Origin of the sequence: Seonamhaeicola sp. (assembly GCF_028281565.1) — a bacterium.
In the GTDB taxonomy this organism is placed as follows: domain Bacteria; phylum Bacteroidota; class Bacteroidia; order Flavobacteriales; family Flavobacteriaceae; genus Seonamhaeicola.
This window is the reverse complement of sequence record NZ_JANQJQ010000013.1, coordinates 218539-243965: the sequence shown is the minus strand read 5'-3', so window position 1 is coordinate 243965 and position 25427 is coordinate 218539. Positions and strand designations below refer to the sequence as shown.

Here is a 25427-nt window from a genome sequence, read left to right as displayed (position 1 = left end):
TTCGTTACTTAACGACATTTCGTTAATATTTTAATTCCTAAATTTAAACACAACTAATTGATTTACAATAATTTAAATAGTTTGGCACGGCAATAGCATTAAACAAGTCAAACATTTTGAAAAATCAATTATTAACAATTTAAATTTTAGAAAACATGATTAACACAGCAAATGTAAAAAACGGCGTAAACGTAGATCAATTAGTAGAAACTATCGGTCACATTCAAGAACAACCGGATTTAGCAAAATTTGAGTTTAGAGCTAAAAACAATTGGATTGATGGCGGACATTGTGTGTCCAGTATTAAAGGCTTCTATGGTGCCGGTCAGGAAGACACTACTCGTGAAGAAACTTTCACTATGGAATGTAGCCACCCACAAGTATTATTAGGGGAAGATGAAGCTGCTACCCCACCGGAAGTTGTATTACATGCATTAAGCTCTTGTTTAACAGGTGCTATGGTTTACCACGCTGCCGCTAACGGTATCGACATTGAAGGTGCGGAATCCACTATTAAAGGAACAGCTGATTTACACGGTTTCTTAGGATTAGATCCCGAAGTAAGAACCGGTTTTGATGGTATCACCATGCAATTAAAAGTTAAATCGGATGCTACTGCTGAGCAACTTGAGAACTTAGCTAAATTTTCTCCGGTATTTGACATGATCAGCAACCCAACTCCTGTTAAGATAGAAATTGTAAAACAGTAGTAACCCAACCTTAAAAATGAGGGTTTTTAAAAATTAAATCCTATGTCACATTGAGCGCTGTCGAAATGTTTCAAATCATTAACGATCCAGTAAAGGTTTCGACAAGCTCAACCTGACAACGTAAATAAGTCTTTTAAATACCCTCATTTTCATCAATCAAAACTTATCTCAACACCAAAACATGAAAACTTCAACACAGCATATCACCAACGCCAATCAGGCAGTCGCCAGAATTGCCTATAAAACCAATGAGGTGTTTCCTATTTATCCCATCACTCCGGCTTCTGAAATGAGCGAATTGGTTGAGCAATGGTCCGCTGAAAACAAACCGAACTGTTTTGGAAATGTTCCCAAGGCTTTTCAAATGCAAAGCGAAGCAGGTGTTGCCGGAGCCATGCACGGTGCCTTGCAAACCGGTTCTCTATCAACTACTTTCACAGCATCACAAGGTTTACTGTTGATGCTTCCAAATATGTATAAAATTGCCGGTGAACTAACCCCTAATGTGATTCATGTGGCTACCAGAAGCGTTGCAACTCATGCTCTTTCCATTTTTGGTGATCACAGTGATATTATGGCAGTTCGTCAATCAGGATATGCCATGCTAGGTAGCGCATCCGTACAGGAAGCACAGGATTTTGCACTTATAGCTCAGGCAGCAACACTGAAATCCCGTATTCCATTTGTGCACTTCTTTGATGGCTTTAGAACCTCTCATGAAGTCTCAACAATTGAAGCCATTTCTGATGAGACCATTCAATTTATGATGGACGAAAAGACTATTAAAAAACACAGAACCAACGCCTTAAATCCTAACCATCCCGTTGTTAGAGGAACTTCTCAAGGACCGGATGTCTTCTTCCAAAGTAGAGAAGCTGTAAATCCGCTTTACGAAGCTTGTCCGGATATTGTTCAAAAACATATGGATACTTTCGCCTCATTAACCAACAGACAGTATAAATTATTCGATTATGTCGGACATCCTGATGCAGAACATATTATTATTTCTATGGCATCTTCAACAGAGACTATTGAAAAAACTATCCGGCACTTAAATAAAAAAGGAAATAAATTCGGCCTAATAAAAGTTAGGTTATTCAGACCGTTTAGTACAAAACACTTACTACAGGCTTTACCAAAAACGCTAAGATCCATTGCCGTTTTAGACCGGACTAAAGAAGCCGGTTCCAATGGAGAGCCATTGTATTTGGATATTTTAAAATCAGTTACCGAAGCATATCAAAACAATAAATTAACAAGCTTCCCTAAAGTTGTAGGCGGCAGATACGGCCTGTCTTCAAAAGAATTTACACCAGATATGGTAAACGCTATTTTCAACAATTTAAAACAAGATCAACCTAAAAATAATTTCACCGTTGGTATCAATGACGACGTTATGAATTTGAGTTTAAATGTTACAGAATCCATTCAAATTGATAACAGCAGTTACCAGGCTATATTTTATCAAAATAAAAACACCAAAGAAGCCGAAAGTTTCACAAACACTTTAAAGCTTATTTCAAAAAAGGAAAATACTTTTATTCAAGGGTATGTTCAATGCGATTACAAAAAATCCAACACCTTTAACGCGGCCCATTTACGCATTGACAAAACCCCTGTAAAGGCACCCTATTTAATAGAACATGCCGATTTTATTGGTTGCCAGCAAGCTAACTTCACCTTAAACGACAGCACTTTAAAAAATTTAAAACCAGGAGGCACCCTACTGGTTAATTCTTCACTAACGTCTAAAGCTTTCTGGCAATCAGTATCGGTTAATATCCAAAGAGACATCATATCAAAGCACATTAATTTACTTATCGTGAATGTTAATGACATTGTAAAACTGGATATACTTAAAAATGAAAACATTTCAGAATTACACGCTTGCTTTTTAGCTCTTAAAAGCGATTTGAGTTATTCTGAATCCATCTATAATCTAAACGATTTTATTTATAAAGTTGACACATACTCTGTGAACAAAAAAGACCCTGTTTCTTTGGATGATGATGCACAGTTTAGCCGTTCACTTTTAGGGAAATTATTGAATAACGAAGGCAATGATATTCCGGTAAGCTTATTACCAATAGATGGCACTTATGAAAGTAATACTTCAAAATTCAATCCTGTTCAAAATTCGGAATACCTCCCCAAATGGGATACAGAAGCCTGCACCCAATGTGGCGCCTGTAGTATGGCTTGTCCACAAGCAGCTTTAAGAATTAAAGCTTTTGACGGTAGCCATTTGAATCATGCTCCCGAAGATTTTAAACATGTGATCTCAAAAGATTTTGATTTGATGCATTATACCATTCAAATTAATGCGGATCAGTGTAACGGTTGCAATAACTGTGTGGATGCCTGTCCTGTAAAAGCACTAAAACCGGAAAAAACTGAAAACATTTATAATGAACAAAAAACTAACTGGAATTATTTTGAGACCATTCCGGAACTGGATAGAAATTTAATTGATACATTAAAGGTGAGTCAACAACAGTTGCAGGAACCTTTATTCAAATATTCAATTGGTGTTGAAGGTTGTGGTGAAGCATCCTATTTAAAACTTATGTCGCAATTGTTTGGGGAAAGACTTTTAGTTGCTAATGCAACCGGCGCAAGTTCTATTTTTGGAGGTACTTTGCCAACAACACCCTGGGCAAAAAATAAAGACGGTAAAGGTCCTGCCTGGTCCAACTCCCTCTTTGAAGATAATGCCGAATTTGGTTTAGGTTTTAGACTATCTGCCAATCAACAAGAGCAGCAGGCAAAACAATTAGTGGAGGCGTTATCATTTCAAGTAGGCTTTGAATTAGCTTTTGATATTTTAAATAATACACAGGACACCGAATTTAAAATAAACGAGCAAAAGCAAAAGGTATTACAACTAAAAAAAGCACTGCAAAAATTTAATACTCCGAAAGCCAAAGAGCTGCTTAATTCATGCGATGCTTTAATTAAAAAAAGCGTTTGGATTGTTGGCGGCGACGGTTGGGCCTATGATATTGGTTATAGCGGTATAGATCACGTAATAGCTTCCGGTGAGAACGTAAATATTTTGATTTTAGATAACGAAGTTTATGATAACACCGGCGGACAAGCTTCAAAAGCTACGCCTTTTGGAGCCCAGGCTAAATTCGCCTTCAACGGAAAACAAAAGCAAAAGAAAGATTTGGGCTTATTGGCCATGAACTATGACAATGTTTATGTGGCATCAGTGGCTATTGGAGCCGATCAGGAACAAACCTTAAAAGCCTTTAATGAAGCTGAAAGTTTTGACGGCCCATCCATTATAATAGCCTATTGTCATAGTGATTCACATGGTATTGATATGAAAAACCCCGGTCAATATCATAAAGCAGCCGTTAACTCAGGACAATGGTTGTTATATAGAAATGACCCCAGGCGGGCAGAAAACAGGTTAAACACGTTGCAACTGGATTCTGATATCCCCTCAATAAAGATTGAAGATTATCTGAAAAAAGAAAAGCGTTTTTCAAAACTATTAAGCACTAACCCTGATGAGTTTAAATCCCGGATGAGAGCTATCCAGAAACAGGTTGATACCAGGTTTAACAAGTACCTTGTGCATTCGGCAAGCACTCCTATCAATAGAGCCAAACTTCTTCAGAATAAAAAATTTCAAAACATATTAAGGCATGAGTCATGAAAACAATTCACAAAACAAGACATATAAATATTGTATCATTTAGTATTATTATAAATCTTCTAATACTGGGTATTATCCTATTTACAACTTAAAGTTTAGAAAGCATCACTGAGATCAGCTTGTTCCTGATGTACTCCCTAAAAAGTTTATTTAGCAACTAACAAATAACTATAATCCTTGTTAAAATGCCAGAAGTTAAAACACCCGTAATCACCTATACCGGAATCAATCAACAGGTTGAGCATCATGACCTTGATACTACACTTTTAGAGTGTTCCATTATGAATCAAATTCCACACATTCATGAATGTGGCGGAAATGGGCAATGCACCACTTGCCGTATCAGGGTCATGGACGGGCACAGTAACTTAAACCCAAGAACCTTAAAAGAACAGGAAACGGCCAGAATTCGTAAGTGGGACCCTTCTATAAGATTGGCTTGTCAATGTTATGCCAAAGGTGATGTAAGCATTCAGCGTTTGGTATGGATCAATTCTGAGATCAATAGATTGCAATTGGAAACCATTCCCGAGGGCATCGCGGAAGAACGTCCGATAGCCATCTTATTTTGTGATATCAGAGGATTTACAAAATTAGCTTCGGAAAACAGCTCCTTTGATGTGGCTCACATATTAAACAGATTTTATACGGTTTTAGGCGACCCTATCCTTATCAATAACGGTGTGATTTATCAGTATGTTGGCGATGAAATCATTGGCTTGTTTGGTGTTTCAGGTGGTATGAAAAGTAAAAACTGTAAGGATGCCGTAAGAGCTGCATTAGGAATGCAGTATGCTATTGAACGGCTTAATCACATTGAGCTGGTGGATTTTGACGTCAACATAAAAATGGGGATTGGTATTAACTTCGGCAGGGCTTATATAGGTCATTTGGGACATCCTAAGCATAAACAATTTGCCGTTGTAGGCGATCCGGTAAACACAGCCAGCAGAATCCAATCTTATAATAAAGAAGCAGGCACTGACATTTTAATATCAGATGCTGTCTTCAAAAGTATTCCCGCTGATACTTTAGACATTGGGCGCTCTTTTAGCAACCAAATGGCCGGGCATGATCATGCTACCCTACTGTATGAATTATTTGGCTTTAAGGACATGGATATTCAATTGGAGCTACAGCAGTCCCTTGATTATTTACTGAGAAATGAAGATGCTTTTGCCAGTAAATTCTATGATAAAGTATTTACAAAAGCACCTGAAGCCAGAGCCCTGTTCAAAAATAACATGGCCTCCCAGGGAAGGCTTTTAACACATATGCTGGGTGGTATTGTTTACTCCATGAGCAGGCCGGAACATTTGGCCATGGGGCTCAAACTTTTGGGTGAAAGTCATGTGCGTTACGGCGTTCATGAAGCACATTATCCCGTTGTTCTGGAATGCCTTATGGAAACCATCCGGGAAGAACTTGGGGATTTATGTAACGACAAATTACTTAGTGCCTGGAAACAGGCCCTGGAAACAGTTACCTCCGAAATGAGACGTTATGCCAAATAGCGATTAGAATTTATTGGACGTACTTTCCATCACCAAAAAAGGAACATCAATACTAAAAGCAAAGGTTTCTAAAGCATGCCGGGTGAATAAACGTTCTAAAAATGAATGTTTTTCACTGATCATGGCTAACATATCAATACTGTTATCCGCTATATACCGATGAACAGTATCAAACATATCTTTAGTGTTTACATCAATATAATCATGTACGGCATCAGGGAAATAAGTATCAAAAAAATCCATGTTTTGCAATTGCTTCTGTGCCAAATGATGCTCATCTGCAACATGCAAGATATAGAGCTTGGAGTTCCAAAGCTCTAAAACCGTTTTCAAGGCTTGCAACTCTTCAATAGTAAACAGGTTTATATGGTTGGTTGTAAAAGCTATCTTATGCAATGGTGCATACTTGCATCCTTCCGGAATTGCCAAAACAGGTGTATGGCAACGTTGCATAACCCTGGCGGTATTACTTCCAAAAAGTACACGTTGTAATCCGGAAGCTCCCTTTGTACCCATAATTATCAAATCCACCTGGTGTTTCTCTGATGTTTGGTTTATAGAATCAATAAAGTTATCGTAATCTACAATAGAAAAAAATTGATGTTTATCATTCTTCTGACTTACTTCAATGCTGGAAATGATATTAGAAATTGATTTTTTAGCAGCATCAATTAACGTTGAATAAATAGTAGCAGATGACGAAACCACCATCATATCATCTGAAATAAATGAAGACGCTTTCTGAACATTCAGAATATAAAAATTGCATATTTCATTTTTAAACAACTCTGTAGCGTAGTTAATTGCATTGATAGAATTTTTAGAAAAATCTGTAGGCAATAAGATGGTTTTCATAACTACATAAATATTGATGATACGTAAATATAATTTCAAATACCATTTAAAACTATGACAATTATCAGTTACACAACAGATTACGTTATCATAACAAAAAATTAGCAAAATAATCTAAAGCATTGTATTTTCGGCATAATAAATGTTCAACGAAACTTATAAGCCATAAATCATTTTATATGACGCGTATTCTACTCCTACTCATTTTTTTATGGTCTGGCTCCGTAAACGCTCAAAATACTGCTATAGCTCCGGGTGAAAAGCTTGTTTATACGGCTTCATACAACATGTCAGGGATCCTTAATGATATTGCCCAGGTAACTATGGAAACCAGTAATGTGCAAACCTCTAAAGCGACACTTTTAAGATTGAAATGTACAGCGGCCACTTATAGCAAATGGGACCATTTTTTTAAGATCAGGGATCTGTATGAAAGCTATGTAAACCCAAAAACCTTAACGCCGTATCTATACAAACGAAACATTAATGAAGGTAGTTATTTTAAAGCCATGAAATACACTTTCAGTAATAAAACCAAAACGATCAAATCCGTACAAACCAAAAAGAACAATCAGGTTGAAAACAAGGATTTTAAGTTTAACCCCGGAACCAAAGATATCGTTTCCACTTTGTACCATATCAGGTTATTTAATTACGAATCCATGCAAAAGGGAGAAAGAAAAACAGTCACTATTGTTTTTGACAGAAAAGAGACCAAAGCATCTATTACGTACCTGGGCAAAGAAACTATTAATACTGCTATTGGTAAAAAGACCTGCTATAAAATTTCAATAGGTAGTCAATCAAAAGTTTTAGAGGGCAGTAATAATAATTTACTATGGCTTACCGCTGACGCTAACAAAATAATGGTTTACGGAACATTTAAAATTCCCGTTGGAAACGGCGAGTTAAAAATTAAATCGGCTACCGGATTAAAATCTTAAATTATGAGAAGACTTTTCACAATATTAGCAATAATTGCTTCGTTTTTAGCAATCTCATTAGCGGTTTTACCTGCTTCCAATTTAGCCATAATCCCTTCTGTTTTAGCGCTTGTTTTTGGACTCCTGGCTTTTTATTTTTCAAAAAAAACCGGACAAGTAAAAAAGATTATTCAATTCACTTTCTTTTTAACCATTATGGCATTAGCAATAACCACTTACAAAGCCGTATTCACAAAAACCGAAGTAGCTGACACCAAAGCGTTGGAAGCCACTGAAATCAAATCAGAAGAAGACGCTATTAAAGAGTTGGAAGGCATAGACGCAGATGAGTTTGACATGGATGCAACGGAAATAGAAGATCTCTAATTATAAGGCAAGCTTTTCCCGGTTATTTGTATATTTGGCAAGACTAAAATTAGTAAGCCATAAAATAGCCTATTAATCCATCTGACACTAAAACTGACTAATCACAGATGAAAACCTTTTGCATACTCTTTGCATTCACCTTAGTAGGCACTTGTGCCACACCAAGATACACTACAAAAATTCAAAACCTGAAAGACAGTATTCAACTGGTGGATAGTGCGGCAGTAGTAAAATATGCTAATACCATAACATCCGAAGAATTAAAAACACATCTTTACACCTTTTCTTCGGACGAGTTTGAAGGTAGGGAAGCCGGGGAAAAAGGGCACCAATTAGCCGCTAATTTTTTAAAAACGTATTACCAAAATGAACACATAGAATCTGCTTATGGTGGTGATAATTATTTTCAAACCATTCCGTCAGGTTTCTTCAATAATAATACAAAAGATACAGACAATGTTTTAGCTTTTATTGAAGGTTCGGAAAAGCCGGATGAAATAGTGGTTATATCTGCACATTTGGATCATTTGGGAATTGAAGACGACGGACAAATTAACAACGGAGCAGATGACGATGGTTCGGGCACTGTAGCCCTTATGGAAATGGCTCAGGCCTTTAACACAGCAAAAAAAGAAGGTTTTGGCCCGAAACGAAGCATTTTATTTCTTCACTTTACGGCTGAGGAATTAGGGAAAAAGGGCTCGGAATACTATACCATGTATCCTGCTTTTCCTATTGAAAATACGGTTGCCGACCTTAATATTGATATGATTGGAAGGGTTGATGATTTACACACAAACAACAAAGACTACATCTATTTAATTGGCTCAGATAGATTGAGCAAAGAATTACACTATCTCTCTGAAAAAGTTAATGAGGCCTATTTCAATATTTATCTTGATTATAAATACAATGCCCTACGGGAAAGTAACAACTATTATTCAAGGTCAGACCATTACAATTTTGCGACAAAAGGTGTTCCGGTAATTTTCTACTTTAATGGTGAGCATGCCGATTATCACAAACCCACAGATACTCCTGATAAGATTGATTATCCGTTACTACAAAGGAGAGCTCAACTGGTATTTGCTACTGCCTGGCAAATAGCGAACCAGGAACACAGAATCGTTTTGGACGAAGATAATGAACTGTTAAAATAAACCGAAGAAAGCCTTTTAATAAAGGCTTTTTTTGTATTATAGCAGCTTAAAAAGTTGAGATAATATGCGAAAAATAACATTATTATTTTTTACGGCATGTTTAATTGCGGCATGTAGTTCTTCAAAAAATAAAGACAATAACAAAGCGGCTAATCCGGTAGACTATGCTAACACCATTACAGCAGATGAGTTGAAAGAAATGCTCTATACCTATGCCTCGGATGCATACGAAGGCAGGAAAACAGGGGAACCCGGACAAAAGAAGGCAGTAGCGTTTATTAAGGACCAGTATGTGGCTAATGGTATTCCTTCGCCCATAAGTGAAGGGGATTATTTTCAGGAAATTCCGGAGTCATTCTTTAGAGGGGGCATTAAAGCTTCGGAAAATGTATTGGCATACATCAAAGGGTCTGAAAAACCGGAAGAAGTCCTTGTTATTTCGGCGCACCTGGACCACATCGGTATTTCCAAATTTGGAGAAGTTAATAATGGGGCTGATGATGACGGTTCAGGCACAGTGGCGATCATTGAAATTGCAGAAGCGTTCAAAAAAGCTGCCGATAAAGGCCACGGACCAAAACGTTCTATCTTATTTTTACATGTTACCGGTGAAGAGATTGGCCTTTTCGGATCACGTTATTATACCGATGTTGACCCTGTTTTTCCTTTGAAAAACACCGTTGCTAATTTGAATATAGATATGATTGGAAGAATCGATCCAAAACATGAAAACAATCCAAATTATTTATACCTGATCGGATCAGATAAATTAAGTAAAGAATTGCACGAGGTATCAGAGGCTGTTAATAAAGAGTATATCAATATGAAATTTGATTATACTTATAATGCCGATAATGACCCCAACCGATTTTATTACAGGTCAGACCATTACAATTTTGCCAAAAATAATATCCCGGTAATCTTCTATTTCAATGGTACCCATGCTGATTATCACAAGCCAACCGATACGCCTGATAAGATTGAGTACGAACTTCTGGCAACCCGGGCCAAATTGATTTTTTATACCGCCTGGGAATTAGCGAACAGAGAGGCACGTATTGAACTGGATGAAAAGAAAGAGAAAAAATAAAGTTTTTAATACAAAAGAAGCCCCTCGCATAAACGAGAGGCTTTTGTTTTGGGTGGAAGATCGGTCTCACTTCGACTGCGCTCAGTATAAACTTCTCGACCGATTATCCTATGTACAAAAGAAGCCCCTCCAAAAAGGAGAGGCTTTTGTTTTGGGTGGAAGATCGGTCTCGAACCGACGACCTCCTGAACCACAATCAGGCGCTCTAACCAACTGAGCTACAACCACCATGTAAACCGCATTTTACAATGCGAGTGCAAATGTAACGGATTTCGGTTTTTCTGCAAAGACTTTTTTAATATTTTAAGCAAGAAATGTTCCGTTCTTTATTTCAAATCGTATAAACTATCTACAGCCACGTAACGCTCTACATTAAAACCTTCGGCATATTCCACACCTATCAAACGCCCCAGATCTCGTGCCCTGTATTTTATACTGTCCTTAAAGTTTTTACTTGATATAGGCGTTTCCGGTTCTTTACTATGGGTGTCAAAGAATTGTGTTTTATACGCTAAAACAGCTTCCATCTTTTTATCGATAAACCCTGAGACGTCAACCACAAAATCAGGTTCCAAATTGTTCCATTGTATGTAATGATACACCTGTTTGGGGCGCCATGGTTCCTGCCAGCCATCAGCATCTTCAGCCTTAGTACCAATCTTGACCAAACCACTTAAAAAACAGGCGTCGCTTAACAGTTTACTTCCCCTTCCGTGGTCAATATGCCTGTCTTCAACAGCATTACACAAAACTATATCCGGTCTGTAATTGCGTATCACTTTAATAAGTTCTATTTGATGGTACTTATCATTTACAAAAAAGCCATCAGCAAATCCCATATTCAACCTTATAACAGCTCCTAAGATCTTTCTGGCTTCTTCGGATTCAGTAGCTCTGGTTTCCGCAGTTCCCCGTGTTCCCAATTCTCCTCTTGTCAAATCTACAATGCCCACTTTTTTACCATTAGCGATCTCTTTAGCTATGGTTGCTCCACAACCTAATTCAACATCGTCCGGATGGGCCCCTATGGCAAGAATATCTAGTTTCATAGTTTCAATTTCTACACATAAATAATGAAATCTGCCCTAAAATTAGGGCTATACTTTAAATTTTTAAGGTGTTTTTTAAGGTTTCTGTTTCCTATTCCTCAAAAGAAATTAAAGAACTCGTAAAACTCATAATTACGAAAACGTCTTCGTTAGCACTTTCTTTAATTTTTATATGCTAAATATAACAATTATTGAAAAATAAAGGGATGCCCAAAAGTATGACATTAGTCATAATTATAAGGGGTACTGGGTGGTAATTTTACCATGTAATTTATTTACAAGGAAACCAATCAAAAAAAGTTAACAAGAAAACACTAAAAACTATGTACTTAATGCTCTTCATATTAGTTGTGACTATCGGACTCTTTGTCTGGGGAAAGTTCACTCCCGATATTGTTGCTCTGATATCAATGATAAGCTTATACCTGACCGGCATTTTAACGGCTCCCGAAACATTGAGCGGATTCAGTAACCCAACCGTTATCATGATTGCCGCTCTTTTTATTATTGGTGAAGGTATTGCCCAAACCGGCTGGACAGCCATGGCGGGTAAGAAATTTGTGGAATGGGCCGGTAAGAGCGTCCCCAAATTACTGGTCATAGTAAGTTTAGGTGCCGGTGTCCTTTCCGGTTTTGTGAGTAACACCGGTACTGTTGCCACCTTAATGCCGCTTACAATTTCTTCTGCCTGGAGTATTGGGACCTTACCATCTAAAATGTTAATGCCGGTTGCTTTTGGTTCTAACACCGGTGGTTTGCTAACCTTAACAGGTACACCTCCTAACATTATTGCCAGTAATGCTTTGGTTGAAGCCGATTTGGAAGGCTTCTCTTTCTTTGAATTCGGGCTGATCGGTTTACCTCTTTTAATCATAGCACTTTTATACTTCAGGTATATTGGCTATAAGTTGTTGCCAAAGAACAAAACAAATAACAAACCTGTAAACATTGAATCTACACTACACAACTGGATTGGAGCCTATAAAATAGATGATGATTACTATAGGTTACGTATCAGATCATTGTCTCCTTTAATCAATACCAAGATCAAAAAATGGGACTTTGAAGAAGCGTTCAATGTGACCATAATAAGACTTAAAAGAAGGCACCCCAATGTGTTAAAGGGGTATCCTAAGTTTGAAGAGTTTCCGGATTTAGATACCAAACTAAGATATCATGATATTATAACCGTAAAAGGTGATACCGAGGCTATAAACCGCATTATGATCCGTTTTAGATTAGGGTTATTACCTCTTGAACCGGAAACAACCGATGAGTTGAAACATAACCTTATTAATCAGGAGGTTGGTATGACTGAGGTTATTGTAAACCCTAACTCCATGTTAGTTGGCAGAAAATATAAATTGGGTGAATATTTCAAACGATTTGGTATTCAACTCCTGGCAGTCTCCAGAAACCATACCCCTTTATTAGAAAAAGAAATAAGAGTTAAAGTAGGTGATGCCTTTTTGTTGAGGGGTACCTGGGATAGTATTGAAGACCTTAAAAAACAGCACGAAAACCTGGTGATCTGTGGTAGTCCCGAAGGTATGGCTAAAAACGTTGAAAGCCTGAACTACAAATCTTATATAGCAATGGCATCATTATTACTTATGATCGTATTTATGGTCTTTAAGATAGTACCGGGCTCAATTGCCGCTTTAATATCCGCAGGTATCATATTACTTACGGGCTGTGTTCCCATGGCAAAAGCGTATAAAGGTATTAGCTGGACCAGTGTTGTAATGATTGCAGCCATGATACCAATGGGTATAGCACTACAAAAAACAGGAACGGCTCAGGTTATAGCCAATGGCCTGGTTAACTATTTAGGAGCTATACATCCGTCACTATTGTTAGGCGGCGTATTTCTGTTAACAACAACCTTTAGTCAGGTGATCAATAACTCGGCAACAGCGGTACTTATGGCACCCATTGCCATATTAGCGGCAAGCTCGCTAAACCTGTCTCCGGAGCCATTTATGATAGTAGTAGCTATTAGTGCATCAACAGCATTTTTAACACCAATAGGTACAACTACAAACGCTATGGTCATGACAGCAGGTGGATACAAGTTCATGAATTATCTAAAAGTCGGGGCGCCACTTTTATTACTGTTCTTAATTATTTCATTATTACTGGTTCCAATGATTTGGCCATTTTAATTAAAACCTCTAAAACAGATAAAATGAAACGATATATTTTCCTTATAATACTTGTTTTTAGTTTGAACAGTTCTTTTGCTCAGGCTCCGGTTGAGGAACAAATGGGTTCCTGGTTCACTTACGGCGGTACTTACAGAATTTCCGATAAAGTTAGTTTAAGTAATTGTGTGCAGTCCTGGCATTATGAAGTTGCCGATAATTTCAACTTTTTATTTACTAATATAGCTGTAAATTATCATGTGTCTCCTAAGCTTACCACATCTCTTTCTTATGGTTTTATGGACATTGATAGTGGTTTTAATAAAGAAGGAATCCACACTTATGAAAACAGGCTGTTTGAGCAAATTGGCTACAAGCACAAGTTAGGAAAACTGCCTTTTGACCACAGAATAAGACTTGAGCAGCGTTTTTTAGATAAACCGGAACCAACGGACGACATACTTCATAACCGATTCCGCTACAGACTGGGAACCAAAATAACATTGAACAAAACATTCTTTATCAGATTGAACAATGAGTATATATGGACCGTTCAAACTAAAAAGAATGATGGCTTTGATGAAAACAGAGCTTATGGTGCCTTAGGTATTAATGTGTTTAAATCGGCAAACCTACAGGTAGGTTACCTGAACAGAAAAATAAAAGGCATGAATTTACACAGATTGCAGTTAAGTTTATTTTATAAAGCTGATTTCAGGAATAAGAAAAGTTAAACCTTAACCAGCTTCCAATCACCTTTTCTAAACCAGATAATAGCAATGACTGCTATTAGAATTTCGGCTAAAGTAATGGCCCAAAATACGCCTGTGGGTCCGAAATCTAAATTAAACGCCATAAAATAAGCAAACGGCAACTGTAACAGCCAGAAACACACAAAATTGATTTTGGTAGGTGTTTTGGTATCACCTGCCCCGTTAAACGCATTGATAACCACCATACCGTAACCGTAAAACACATAACCGGCAGCTATAACACGCAAGCATAAACTACCGTATTTGACCACATCGGGCGTATCATTAAAAAGCACAATGATTTGAGGAGCAAATACCAAATAGATTATAGATACAAAACCCATAAAAATGGAACTGTACTTACCCGTTTTCCAAACGGATAGTTCTGCCCTGTCCGGTTTTTGAGCTCCCAAATTTTGCCCCACCAAAGTGGCTGCGGCATTACTCATACCCCACGCCGGCATTAAAGTGAACATCATCACGCGAATGGCGATAGTATAGCCTGCCAATACTTCACTACCAAACTCACTCATGATGCGCATTAAAAATACCCAGGATGATGTACCTATTAAAAACTGCCCAATACCACCAAGTGATACTTTAATAAGATTAAACATTACCCCTATTCTAAGTACTAAATCCTTGAAAGCAATTTTAATCTTACCGTAACCGTAGAACAAAACAACTAACTGAAATACAACGGCTACTCCTCTGCCTATGGTTGTTGCAATTGCTGCACCTTTAACTCCATAAGCTGGAATAGGGCCTAATCCGAAAATAAAAATAGGATCCAGAATAATATTCAACCCGTTAGAAACAATCAACACTTTCATTGCTATGGATGCATCCCCGGCACCTCTGAATATGGCGTTTATTAAAAAAAGCAACATAATGGTTACGTTACCTCCCAAAAGTACTTGTGTATAACCGTAACCTTCTTCAATTAGATCAGGTTCTCCACCCATTAGGCCCAATATTTCCTTTGGATATAAAATGCCGATCACACTTATAATGGCCGCCACCAATATGCCCAGAAAAATTACCTGAACCGCTGCATTTGACGCCCCTTGTATATCGGTTTCTCCAACACGTCTTGCCACTACGGCAGTTGCTGCCATACTTAAGCCAATGGCAACGGCATAAACCAGTGTAATGACTGATTCTGTTAAACCAATAGTGGCTACGGCATTCACGCTGACTTTAGACACATACATAATGTCCACAATAGCAAAAATGGATTCCATGAGCATTTCCAGGATCATGGGAATAGACAACATAAAAACCGCCCTGCGAATACTGCCGGATGTAAACTCCTGCTCCTTACCGGTTACCGCAATTTTGAAGTATTGAATGAATTGTTTAAAAGATATTTTATTTGATTGCATGTTTAGTTGTATTAAAAGATAGACATGGCCAAAGGTGTAATCCTTTAGCGCTTTACTATTCGAGAGAACCTCGACGTTAACCGGAAGTCGAAATAAAAATCTAGATTTTTATATTCTAGATTCCCATTTTCATGGGAATGACAATTTCAACGGAAATCATCAATGTACCACATTGATGAAATCTTTTTTAATTTATACAATCATAAGTCACAAAGTTGTTGAAATAATTTTAAAATACAAAATGATTTTTTTAGGCTGCCTTTTTAGATTGATTTATCTTCGCCAAAAATTTTTGTAATGTTCAAAGCGGTTATTTTTGACATGGATGGTGTTATTATTGATAGCGAACCCATGCACTATAAGGCCTACCACGATATGTTTGACGAAATAGGCATTGAAGTTTCCAGTGAATTATATGAGTCGTTTACCGGACAATCCACCATCAATATCTGCAAACGTTTATGTGATCATTTTAAGCTGGAACAATCTCCGGAGGCTTTGGTGGCTTTAAAAAGAAAGCATTACAAACATTTTTTTGACACTAATTCAGACCTAACCCTTATTGATGGGGTCTTAGAATTGATAAAAGATTATCACCATAACGGATTGACATTAGTATTAGGCTCATCTGCAGCTATGACCAGTATTGATCAGATCTTTGAACGTTTTGACCTCAACCAATATTTTAAGGCTAAATTAAGTGGTGCCGATTTAAAACAATCCAAACCACATCCTGAAATTTTTATTAAAGCTGCCCAAGCTTCCGGTTTTAAAAAAGAGGAATGCATGGTTATTGAGGATTCTACCAATGGTATTCAGGCGGCCAATGCGGCCGGTATTTACTGCGTAGGCTTTGATAGCTTTCACTCTAAAAACCAGGATTATTCTACCGCCAATAAAGTGATAACCGATTTTAAGGAAATTACTTTTGAAAAAATAAATGCCGTACTAAACTAAAAATATGTTGAAAATGTCATTCTGAATTTATTTCAGAATCTCATCATATCAAACTTTAAACAGAATGAGAACCTGAAACAAGTTCAGGTTGACAAAAAGGCATTTTAATCAAAAAGAGCAACCTTATTGGTTGCTCTTTTTGATTGATTTATGATAAAATTAAATTAATTTAAATATGCAGCGCTCTGTCATCCGTAGCCGCTAAAGCTGCTTCTTTGATAGCTTCCGTAAACGTTGGATGTGCGTGAGACATTCTTGAGATATCCTCAGCACTTGCTCTGTATTCCATAGCAACCACAGCCTCAGCGATCATATCGGCTGCACGGGCTCCAACCATATGGACGCCCAAAATTTCATCGGTAGTCTGATCAGCCAGTACTTTAACAAAGCCATCGATATCCATACTGGCTCTACTTCTGCCTAATGCGCGCATTGGGAATTGTCCAACTTTGTACGAAACACCCGCTTCTTTTAATTGCTCTTCTGTTTTTCCAACCGCTGCAACTTCAGGCCATGTGTAAACCACACCGGGAATTAAATTATAATCTATATGCGGTTTTTGACCGGCTAATGTTTCAGCAACAAAGACACCTTCTTCTTCCGCTTTATGGGCTAACATAGCCCCTTTAACCACATCTCCTATAGCATAAATATTAGACGCACTGGTCTGTAAATGATCATTGACCTCTACCCTGCCTCTGTCATCTAACTTTACACCGGCTGCTTCGGCATTTAAACCATCGGTATACGGGCGACGGCCAACAGATACCAAACAATAATCGCCTTTAAATTCTACTTCTTCCCCTTTTTTATTATCTGCTTTTACAATCACTTCATCACCAACACGTTCCACAGATTTTACTTTGTGAGAAGCGTTAATTTTAAATTTCTGCTTCTTTAAGACCTTATTAAGTTCCTTAGATAAACCGGCATCCATGGTTGGAATGATCCTGTCCATAAACTCAACCACCGAAACTTCGGCTCCTAAACGTTTGTAAACCTGACCAAGTTCCAAACCAATAACACCACCACCTATAACAATCAAATGTTTTGGAATTTCTTTAAGTTTTAAAGCTTCGGTAGATGTTATGATGCGCTCTTTATCAATATTGATGAACGGTAAACTTGATGGTTTACTTCCCGTAGCGATTATGGTGTTTTTGGCTTCAATTTCGGTAGTTTCTTCTCCGGTAATTGCAATATGAGTGGCATCCTTAAAACTTCCTAGACCCTGGTATACATCAATATTATTCTTTTTCATTAAAAAATCAATACCTCCGGTAGTTTGATCTACCACAGCTTGTTTGCGGGCGATCATTTTTTCCAGGTTTACCTTAACATCCCCCGGGATTTCAATGCCGTGCTCTTCAAAATGCTTTACGGCATCTTCGTAATGATGCGAAGAATCTAAAAGTGCTTTACTTGGGATACATCCTACATTTAAACACGTACCACCAAGCGTTGAATACTTCTCTATTAAGGCCGTTTTCATTCCTAATTGTGCGCAACGAATGGCTGCCACATACCCTCCGGGACCCGAACCAATAACGGCTACATCGTATGAACTCATAAACTAATTCTTGTATTAAAAAATTGGAAAACCAAAAATACAAATGTTTTATGGTAAGGCAATGAAAAAAGTAGTTTATAGAGTAGAATTATAATTCCTAATAATTCTGACTGAAAAAAATTATAATAATGTAATTTCTACCCCTATAATCAATTATAAACGAAAGAGTCACCCTGTCCCGATAGCTATCGGGATTCAGGGTCCCATTCACTAGCACAATAAATCGATTAAGAGATGCTGAAACGAGTTCAGCATGACAAAATATTACTTTTATTTAGCTTTAAAGCGATTCTATTGAACAACTATAACTTACCCATGTCCTTTAAAATCCAGTTTAATTCCGGGTCTCGATTTAATTGTCGGTCTTTAACAGTTGGCAACACTTCAACATCGGGTTTCACACCGTAGCCATCGGGTGTTTGTTTTTGTGGTGCTTCAATTTGCATTAAGCCCATTCGTACTCTTAATCTGGACGTCGGTAATCTATATAGTTTGTAGATACCGGCCACAGTTCCGTTGTATGCACCACCCGTTTCTTCACCTACAAACGTAGCCCTTTTTGTGGCTTTTAAATGCGTAGATATTAATGAAGAAGCCGAAAACGAATTCCCGTTAATAAGTACGTACATTTTGCCTTTATAGTTTAATGGATCGGGTTTTCTAATTTTTGATTCTCCAAACTTATAATACAGCTTTCCGGCTTTCTTTTTAGTATGCAGCAAATTGTGCGCAAAGATTATAGGTGATAAAACACCACTAACCACTTTGAGGCTATTTGGTGTGGTATTACTCATCAGATACTTGAAAAATGGTGTTCTGCTATTGACCTCACTTTCTAAAATGAATTGGTATTCCTTATCTGTTAAATACGAATACAGCTTTTCTATTTCTGCTATACGTCCACCCCCATTTTCCCGTAAATCCAGAACAAAGTATTGTGTTTGCAACGAGTCCATTTTAGCGAAGCTTTCTTTGTAAAACTTCTTATAATTCCCGTTAGAAAAAGTTCTGATCTTCATATATGCCACAGAACTATCGTTCCCAATAAAGTTGAAATTCCGGGTGTATTGTTTTCGCTTGCCTAAATAACCGTACTTTCTGTTATCCTTTCGCCTTTTCCTGGCAAGGCGCTTTTTTGTAATCTTTTCTTCCCTTGATAACTTTTTAGGCTTTACTTTTTTCAGGGAATCTTCTATAGCCTTGTCCTTCTTTTCCTTTTTGGGGATGCGTTTTAAAACCTTTGAAAATAACGAATCTTTAGTCTTAAAAGTTACTTCTAAACTATCGACAAACCCTTTGTCTTTATAGTAATAAACAGCAAACCCTTTGCTTACAAACCGGTTATGCAGGGTGGTGTTATACCCATCGGAAGCAAAGCGTTTTTTGTAAGTCTCTACAAGCTCTACTGCGGGTTCGCCATCAATAGCTATGACTTCGCTGCCCGTCAATAACGAATCTTTACCTCTATTAGCTTTAACCCAAAGTTTGCCTTCTAAATATTCAAAATCCAAATCGTAAAACTCAAATTTTTGTTTGAGCAACTTCTTTCGGTCCTTTCTAACAAAACGTTTTGCAGCTGAACTCACCGATACATGACCTTGCCTGACATTAGTAACAACGGGAGCCAAGGCTTTATAGAATGCTCTGGAGTCCATAGGTGTATGGATAGACCTCTTTAAACTGTCAAACTTAAAATCTAAATCTTCTTTTGAAGTATATTGATACAGTTTAGGATGATGCCTTTTTAGTTGCTCGTATAGTTTATCAACATCTTTATGTAAATCTTCAACCGAATGTAAACTGGTAATTTGTTCATTGTATGTTTTAACACTCACGCAGGAAGCCATAAGTATTAAACCGGAAATACACAGAAGCAGTTTTTTCATATAACTATTAAAATCTGAAGCTTCCGCTAAGGTAATTCTATTTCTTTTATTTAAATACCTATTAGTGTTTCTTTAACTTTTAAGAACCATGAAGTAAAGCTCTAATAATAAATTTATGTAGTTTTGTCCTCCATGCAAAAAAACATCAACATATTAAACAAAAAAGCACGCTTTCAATATGAAATATTGGATAAGTATACAGCCGGTATTGTGTTAACCGGAACTGAGATAAAATCCATTAGAAACAGCAAAGCGTCTATTGCCGAAAGTTTTTGTGAGTTTAATGACCGTAGTGAACTTTTTGTCGTTAATATGACCATTGAAGAATATAGCCATGGTACCTATTACAATCACAAACCGAAAGCAACACGTAAACTACTTTTAAACCGAAGAGAGCTCAAAAAACTGGAAAAAGAAGTGCAAAATACGGGGCTTACCATTATTCCATTACGGTTGTTTATAAACGAAAAGGGCTATGCCAAACTTGATATTGCCCTGGCCAGAGGTAAAAAGCTATACGATAAACGCGAAACCATAAAAGACAGAGATAACAAACGCAATCTTGATAGAATTAAAAAGGACTTCAAATAATTAAGAAACACTTAACGTTTTAAGTTTATTGAAATCCTTACTTTGTACCGTTAATAACAGCAATCATAATTAATATGAAAAACATCCTTTTAATAACATTTCTGGCATTTACTGTGCTGACCGTTCAAGCTCAAAAAAAATCCGGGGATAAAAGCGAAGCTCAGAAAGTATATGGTATTGACAGTACCAAAGTAACTACCTTAGACAAGACCATAAAAACCCTTTACAATGTTATTTCAGGAGAAAAAGGGGAAAAACGCAATTGGGGGCAGTTTAAACTTTTATTTTATAAGGATGCTAAATTAATTCCGTCCGGAAAAAATAAAAAAGGGGTTCATATGGCGCGCTTTATTACACCTGACGATTATATAAAAAGCTCCGGGAAATGGTTGGTTGATAATGGTTTTTTTGAAAAAGAGATCCATAGAAAAGTTCAGAAATTTGGAAATATAGCCCAGGTATTCAGCACATATGAGGCCTTTTATAGTGAATCTGATGAACAACCTTTTATGAGAGGTATTAACAGTATTCAGTTAATGAATGATGGCAATCGCTGGTGGATCATTAACATTTACTGGACACAAGAGACCGAAGATAATCCAATACCTGATAAATATTTACCAAAACAATAAAAGTATGGCTAAACAGCTTCCCGAAATATCCCCCGAATTAAAATCCTTTATAGAAAATCAAAAGATATTTTTTGTGGCCACTGCTGCTACCGAAGGTAGAGTCAACTTATCTCCAAAGGGGCAAGATACTTTCAGAGTTGTTGGTCCCAAAAAAGTGGTTTGGTTAAACCTGACCGGCAGTGGTAATGAAACAGCAGCCCATTTATTAAAAAATGACAGAATGACCATCATGTTTTGTGCATTTGAAGGGAAACCACTTATCCTAAGGCTTTACGGAAACGCCAAGATCTATCATGAAAGAGATATTGAGTTTCATAAGTATATTGACCTGTTCCCTAAAATATCCGGTACCAGACAAATTATTGAGATGCATGTAGATCTGGTACAGACTTCCTGTGGTTACGCCGTACCGTTTATGGATTTTAAAGAAGATCGTGAACAACTGAATTCCTGGGCTGAAAAACAAGGCGAAGAGCGCCTAAAAAACTATCGCAAAGAAAAAAATGTTAAAAGTATTGATGGGTTTGAAACGGGGTTATTAGACAGTAGACAGTAGACAGTAGACAGTAGACAAAACTAAAAATCCCGCGAAAACATAAATATAGTAAGCACCAAAAATCAAATTCCAACTGAGTACTGTGACTGAGACTGTTTACTTCTATCTTCAGTCTTCAAACTTCCAGCTTTTTAATTCTTATCCTCTAACAAAGGCACAAATCTAAAGGCCCCATATTCGTGTTGCTCAAATTCTTTTGGCCCCTTTCTAATAAATAAAGTCATAGTTTGAACATCAGTGCCTACCGGAATCACCAGCCTGCCTCCTATTTTTAACTGGCCTAATAAAGGTTTGGGTACGAAAGGCGCACCGGCAGTTACAATAATACCGTCAAAAGGTGATTCCTCCGGTAACCCTTTATAGCCATCGCCAAAAATTAACTTTTTAGCTCTGTATCCTAATTTTGATAAAAACTTACTGGTTTTTTTAAACAATTCCTGCTGGCGCTCAATACTGTAAACTTTAGCACCTAAATCACACAATACAGCACATTGATAACCACTACCGGTTCCAATTTCCAAAATCTTGTCCCCAGGCTTTACTTGTAATAACTCGGTTTGAAACGCAACGGTATATGGTTGTGAAATGGTTTGGTCTGCAGCAATAGGAAACGCTTTATCCTGGTAAGCATGATCTAAAAAACCAGAATCCATAAATAAATGCCTGGGCACATTTCCAATGGCTTTTAAAACATTTTCATCTGCTATACCCTTGGCTTTAATTATGTTAACCAACTGTTGTCTTAATCCTTTATGTTTAAATGTGTCTTTCAATGGTTAGTGAAGTTTTTCAGCCTAAAATTAGTCAAACATTTTAAAGCTTAAAATAATTTGACTAGAATTTATTTTAAGCGGTTTTAAATATCATTTTATGACCGAAAATTTGGTCAAAAATCATTAATTTCATCTGCTAAATATCGTAGGTTTCTTCGGTAAAACTTAATTTCATAAAAAAGAATACAAAATTTAGTTTTACCTCAGTAATCACTACGTTAGTACATGATCTTTTTCTTTTATTTTATCAATTTTTAAAAGAAAAAATTCACGTACTTTTGTTAAAAACTAAATATTATGCTAAACGCTGGTGTACTTGGTGCTGGCCACCTTGGAAAGATCCATTTAAGACTTCTAAATCAATCTGATAAATACAATCTTGTTGGCTTTTATGATGCCGATGTAGCAAACGCCAAAAAAGTAGAAGCTGAATTTGGATACAAGTTTTTCGATTCTATTGATGCGCTTATAGACGCGGTTGATATGGTTGATATTGTTACACCTACATTATCGCATTACGATTGTGCCAAAAAAGCCATTTCCAAAGGCAAGCATATCTTTATTGAAAAACCCATTACCAATACCGTTGAAGAAGCAGAACATATAAGAGAACTTTTGGCTGAACATAAACTCAGAGGGCAAGTGGGACATGTAGAACGGTTTAATCCGGCTTTTTTAGCAGTAAGAGATGATATTAATTCACCAATGTTTATTGAAACACATAGATTGGCTGAATTTAACCCCAGAGGAACGGATGTCCCCGTAGTTTTAGACTTAATGATTCATGATATAGACATAGTTTTAAGCCTAGTTAAATCAAAAGTAAAACATATTTCAGCCAGTGGTGTTGCAGTTATTAGCGATACTCCTGACATTGCCAATGCCCGTCTGGAATTTGAAAATGGTTGTGTTGCCAACTTGACTGCCAGCAGGATTTCACTTAAAAAAATGCGTAAGGCCAGGTTCTTTCAAAAAGATGCCTATATCTCTGTGGACTTTTTAGAAAAAAAATGTGAAGTGGTCAAAATGAAAGATGCTCCTGAAACCCCCGGAGATTTTGATATGATCCTTCAAAATGCAGAAGGTGTCAAAAAGCAAATCTATTTTGACAATCCTAACATAGCCCAAAACAATGCTATTCTGGATGAGTTAGAAACCTTCGCCGATGCCATAAATACTGATACTACACCGATTGTAACCCTTCACGACGGTACCGAAGCACTGCGTGTTGCCAATCAAATTATAAATAACTTTTAATCATATGAAAAACATAGCTGTTATTGGTGCAGGAACCATGGGGAATGGTATTGCACATACCTTTGCTCAATGTGGATTTAAAGTTCAGTTAATTGATATAAATGAAGTGTCTTTAAAAAAAGGACTTGATACTATTACCAGGAATTTAGACCGAATGGTTGCCAAAGAAAAAATCTCTGAGGCCGACAAAACACAAACACTAGCCAATATTTCAAGTTTCACAAACTTGGAAGAAGGTGTAAAAACTGCTGATTTGGTTGTTGAAGCTGCTACCGAAAATATTGACCTAAAACTGAACATCTTTAGGCAGTTAGATACCACTTGTCCTGGTAACACCATTTTAGCAACCAATACCTCTTCCATTTCCATTACTCAAATTGCGGCAGCCACATCAAGGCCTGATAAAATCATAGGCATGCATTTTATGAATCCGGTGCCCATAATGAAACTGGTTGAAGTGATTAGGGGATACAGCACAAGTAACGAGGTGACCAAAATCGTTATGGATTTATCTAAAACTTTGGGTAAAATCCCGGTAGAAGTTAATGATTATCCTGGTTTTGTAGCTAACCGCATTTTAATGCCCATGCTTAACGAGTCCATTGAAACCTTGTATAACGGTGTTGCCGGTGTTGAAGAGATCGATACCGTTATGAAACTTGGTATGGCACACCCCATGGGTCCGTTACAATTAGCCGATTTTATTGGGTTAGATGTTTGCCTTTCTATATTAAACGTCATGTACGATGGCTTTAAAAATCCTAAATATGCCCCTTGTCCCTTATTGGTAAATATGGTTAGAGCCGGCAAATTGGGTGTTAAATCAGGTGAAGGTTTTTATGACTATTCAGAAAGTAAAAAAGCTGAAAAAGTATCCGGGCAATTTTTAAAATAATGTCGATAAAAGAAAACCTTCAAAAGATAAAATCTACTTTGCCTGAATATGTTACCCTGGTAGCTGTTTCAAAAACCAAACCTGTTAGTGATATGATGGAGGCTTATAATGCCGGCCATAAGGTTTTTGGTGAAAACAAAGTTCAGGACATGGTTGAAAAATATGAAGTCATGCCTAAAGATATTGAGTGGCATATGATCGGGCATGTTCAGCGTAATAAGGTTAAACATATGGCAAGTTTTGTGAATTTAATTCATGGCGTTGACAGCATCAAACTTCTTGAAGAAATCAACAAACAGGCTATGAAACACAATAGAGTTATTGATTGCTTACTACAAATAAAAATAGCTTCAGAGGATTCTAAATTTGGAATGTCTTTTAACGAAGCAAATGAGCTGTTAGGTTCACGTGCTTATTCAGAATGTAGTAACGTGAATATCATTGGGGTGATGGGAATGGCTACTTTTACGGAAAATAAAGAACAAATAAAAAAAGAATTCCAATCGTTAAAAAACTATTTTGACCAACTTAAAAAGGAACACCCAATATTCAGGGTAATTTCTATGGGAATGAGCGGTGATTATCAACTGGCTATTGATTGTGGCAGTACCATGGTAAGAGTGGGAAGTAGCATTTTTGGCGCCCGGCATTACAGTGAGCAGTGAGCAAAATTA

22 protein-coding genes and 1 tRNA gene are annotated in these 25427 nt (G+C 37.1%); 16 read left to right on the top strand and 7 right to left on the bottom strand.

The annotated features are described in order from the left end of the window. The first annotated feature begins 155 nt into the window (after nucleotides 1-155). The 3 genes from Q0983_RS06485 (at nucleotide 156) to Q0983_RS06475 (ending at nucleotide 5891) form a co-directional block, all read left to right on the top strand. The gene (locus Q0983_RS06485; protein WP_299550421.1) at nucleotides 156-710 is read left to right on the top strand and encodes an OsmC family protein; all 555 of its coding nucleotides are present in this window, start codon (nucleotides 156-158) and stop codon (nucleotides 708-710) included. Nucleotides 711-891: 181 nt separating this feature from the next. Then, the gene (locus Q0983_RS06480) at nucleotides 892-4377 is read left to right on the top strand and encodes a 4Fe-4S binding protein (RefSeq protein ID WP_299550419.1); all 3486 of its coding nucleotides are present in this window, start codon (nucleotides 892-894) and stop codon (nucleotides 4375-4377) included. A 185-nt stretch (nucleotides 4378-4562) separates the two neighbouring features. Further along, entirely contained in the window at nucleotides 4563-5891 is a 1329-nt protein-coding gene (locus tag Q0983_RS06475; RefSeq protein WP_299550417.1) for an adenylate/guanylate cyclase domain-containing protein, read from the top strand. A 3-nt stretch (nucleotides 5892-5894) separates the two neighbouring features. Here Q0983_RS06475 and Q0983_RS06470 read toward each other — a convergent pair whose 3' ends face one another. Further along, complete coding sequence (locus Q0983_RS06470) at nucleotides 5895-6785, bottom strand: universal stress protein (RefSeq protein WP_299550415.1); 891 nt, start codon at nucleotides 6783-6785, stop codon at nucleotides 5895-5897. Nucleotides 6786-6925: 140 nt separating this feature from the next. Here Q0983_RS06470 and Q0983_RS06465 point away from each other — a divergent pair, with 140 nt between their 5' ends. From Q0983_RS06465 to Q0983_RS06450, 4 genes are all read left to right on the top strand, one after another. Beyond that, a complete protein-coding gene (locus Q0983_RS06465) occupies nucleotides 6926-7690 on the top strand; it encodes a DUF3108 domain-containing protein (RefSeq protein WP_299550413.1) in 765 nt (254 codons plus the stop codon). Nucleotides 7691-7693: 3 nt separating this feature from the next. Beyond that, nucleotides 7694-8056 carry an FUSC family protein gene (locus Q0983_RS06460; RefSeq protein WP_299550411.1) on the top strand — a complete coding sequence of 121 codons (363 nt, stop codon included), beginning with the start codon at nucleotides 7694-7696 and terminating at the stop codon, nucleotides 8054-8056. Nucleotides 8057-8163: 107 nt separating this feature from the next. Beyond that, nucleotides 8164-9216, top strand: coding sequence for a M28 family metallopeptidase (locus Q0983_RS06455; RefSeq protein ID WP_299550408.1), 1053 nt, complete (start codon nucleotides 8164-8166; stop codon nucleotides 9214-9216). A 64-nt stretch (nucleotides 9217-9280) separates the two neighbouring features. Continuing rightward, a complete protein-coding gene (locus Q0983_RS06450; RefSeq protein WP_299550406.1) occupies nucleotides 9281-10306 on the top strand; it encodes a M28 family metallopeptidase in 1026 nt (341 codons plus the stop codon). Nucleotides 10307-10459: 153 nt separating this feature from the next. Here Q0983_RS06450 and Q0983_RS06445 read toward each other — a convergent pair. Both Q0983_RS06445 and bshB1 read right to left on the bottom strand, forming a co-directional pair. Beyond that, nucleotides 10460-10535, bottom strand: a tRNA-His gene (locus Q0983_RS06445). A 97-nt stretch (nucleotides 10536-10632) separates the two neighbouring features. Then, a complete protein-coding gene (bshB1, locus tag Q0983_RS06440) occupies nucleotides 10633-11355 on the bottom strand; it encodes a bacillithiol biosynthesis deacetylase BshB1 (protein ID WP_299550404.1) in 723 nt (240 codons plus the stop codon). A 332-nt stretch (nucleotides 11356-11687) separates the two neighbouring features. Here bshB1 and Q0983_RS06435 point away from each other — a divergent pair, with 332 nt between their 5' ends. Together Q0983_RS06435 and Q0983_RS06430 are read left to right on the top strand one after the other, a co-directional pair. Beyond that, nucleotides 11688-13520, top strand: coding sequence for an SLC13 family permease (locus Q0983_RS06435; protein WP_299550401.1), 1833 nt, complete (start codon nucleotides 11688-11690; stop codon nucleotides 13518-13520). Between the two features lie 23 nt (nucleotides 13521-13543). Next, nucleotides 13544-14233 (top strand): DUF2490 domain-containing protein, encoded by a 690-nt coding sequence (locus tag Q0983_RS06430; RefSeq protein ID WP_299550399.1) that lies wholly within the window; start codon nucleotides 13544-13546, stop codon nucleotides 14231-14233. Here the strand turns inward: Q0983_RS06430 and Q0983_RS06425 are convergent. Then, nucleotides 14230-15636 (bottom strand): MATE family efflux transporter, encoded by a 1407-nt coding sequence (locus tag Q0983_RS06425; RefSeq protein ID WP_299550397.1) that lies wholly within the window; start codon nucleotides 15634-15636, stop codon nucleotides 14230-14232. The two genes, Q0983_RS06430 and Q0983_RS06425, sit on opposite strands and share 4 nt — an antisense overlap. Before the next feature lie 297 nt (nucleotides 15637-15933). On the opposite strand from Q0983_RS06425, the gene Q0983_RS06420 reads away from it, so the two are divergent. After that, nucleotides 15934-16593 (top strand): HAD family phosphatase, encoded by a 660-nt coding sequence (locus tag Q0983_RS06420; protein ID WP_299550395.1) that lies wholly within the window; start codon nucleotides 15934-15936, stop codon nucleotides 16591-16593. Nucleotides 16594-16762: 169 nt separating this feature from the next. Here Q0983_RS06420 and lpdA read toward each other — a convergent pair whose 3' ends face one another. Next, complete coding sequence (lpdA, locus tag Q0983_RS06415; RefSeq protein WP_299550393.1) at nucleotides 16763-18163, bottom strand: dihydrolipoyl dehydrogenase; 1401 nt, start codon at nucleotides 18161-18163, stop codon at nucleotides 16763-16765. A gap of 302 nt (nucleotides 18164-18465) precedes the next feature. Then, nucleotides 18466-20049 (bottom strand): S41 family peptidase, encoded by a 1584-nt coding sequence (locus Q0983_RS06410; protein WP_299550391.1) that lies wholly within the window; start codon nucleotides 20047-20049, stop codon nucleotides 18466-18468. A gap of 132 nt (nucleotides 20050-20181) precedes the next feature. On the opposite strand from Q0983_RS06410, the gene smpB reads away from it, so the two are divergent. The 3 genes from smpB to Q0983_RS06395 all read left to right on the top strand — a co-directional run bounded on the left by smpB (nucleotide 20182) and on the right by Q0983_RS06395 (nucleotide 21828). Beyond that, nucleotides 20182-20640 carry an SsrA-binding protein SmpB gene (gene smpB, locus Q0983_RS06405; RefSeq protein ID WP_299550389.1) on the top strand — a complete coding sequence of 153 codons (459 nt, stop codon included), beginning with the start codon at nucleotides 20182-20184 and terminating at the stop codon, nucleotides 20638-20640. Between the two features lie 74 nt (nucleotides 20641-20714). Next, nucleotides 20715-21272 (top strand): hypothetical protein, encoded by a 558-nt coding sequence (locus Q0983_RS06400; protein ID WP_299550387.1) that lies wholly within the window; start codon nucleotides 20715-20717, stop codon nucleotides 21270-21272. Between the two features lie 4 nt (nucleotides 21273-21276). Beyond that, nucleotides 21277-21828 carry a pyridoxamine 5'-phosphate oxidase family protein gene (locus Q0983_RS06395; RefSeq protein WP_299550385.1) on the top strand — a complete coding sequence of 184 codons (552 nt, stop codon included), beginning with the start codon at nucleotides 21277-21279 and terminating at the stop codon, nucleotides 21826-21828. Nucleotides 21829-21959: 131 nt separating this feature from the next. Here the strand turns inward: Q0983_RS06395 and Q0983_RS06390 are convergent, their stop codons facing one another. Then, nucleotides 21960-22601, bottom strand: coding sequence for a protein-L-isoaspartate(D-aspartate) O-methyltransferase (locus Q0983_RS06390; protein WP_299550383.1), 642 nt, complete (start codon nucleotides 22599-22601; stop codon nucleotides 21960-21962). Between the two features lie 297 nt (nucleotides 22602-22898). Here Q0983_RS06390 and Q0983_RS06385 point away from each other — a divergent pair, with 297 nt between their 5' ends. From Q0983_RS06385 to Q0983_RS06375, 3 genes are read left to right on the top strand one after another with little or no spacing between them, the layout of a single operon-like run. Next, a complete protein-coding gene (locus tag Q0983_RS06385; RefSeq protein ID WP_299550381.1) occupies nucleotides 22899-23858 on the top strand; it encodes a Gfo/Idh/MocA family oxidoreductase in 960 nt (319 codons plus the stop codon). 4 nt (nucleotides 23859-23862) lie between these two features. Continuing rightward, nucleotides 23863-24753 (top strand): 3-hydroxybutyryl-CoA dehydrogenase, encoded by an 891-nt coding sequence (locus tag Q0983_RS06380; protein WP_299550379.1) that lies wholly within the window; start codon nucleotides 23863-23865, stop codon nucleotides 24751-24753. Beyond that, nucleotides 24753-25418, top strand: coding sequence for a YggS family pyridoxal phosphate-dependent enzyme (locus Q0983_RS06375; RefSeq protein WP_299550377.1), 666 nt, complete (start codon nucleotides 24753-24755; stop codon nucleotides 25416-25418). Before Q0983_RS06380 ends, Q0983_RS06375 begins: the two co-directional genes overlap by 1 nt. The last annotated feature ends 9 nt before the right edge of the window (nucleotides 25419-25427 follow it).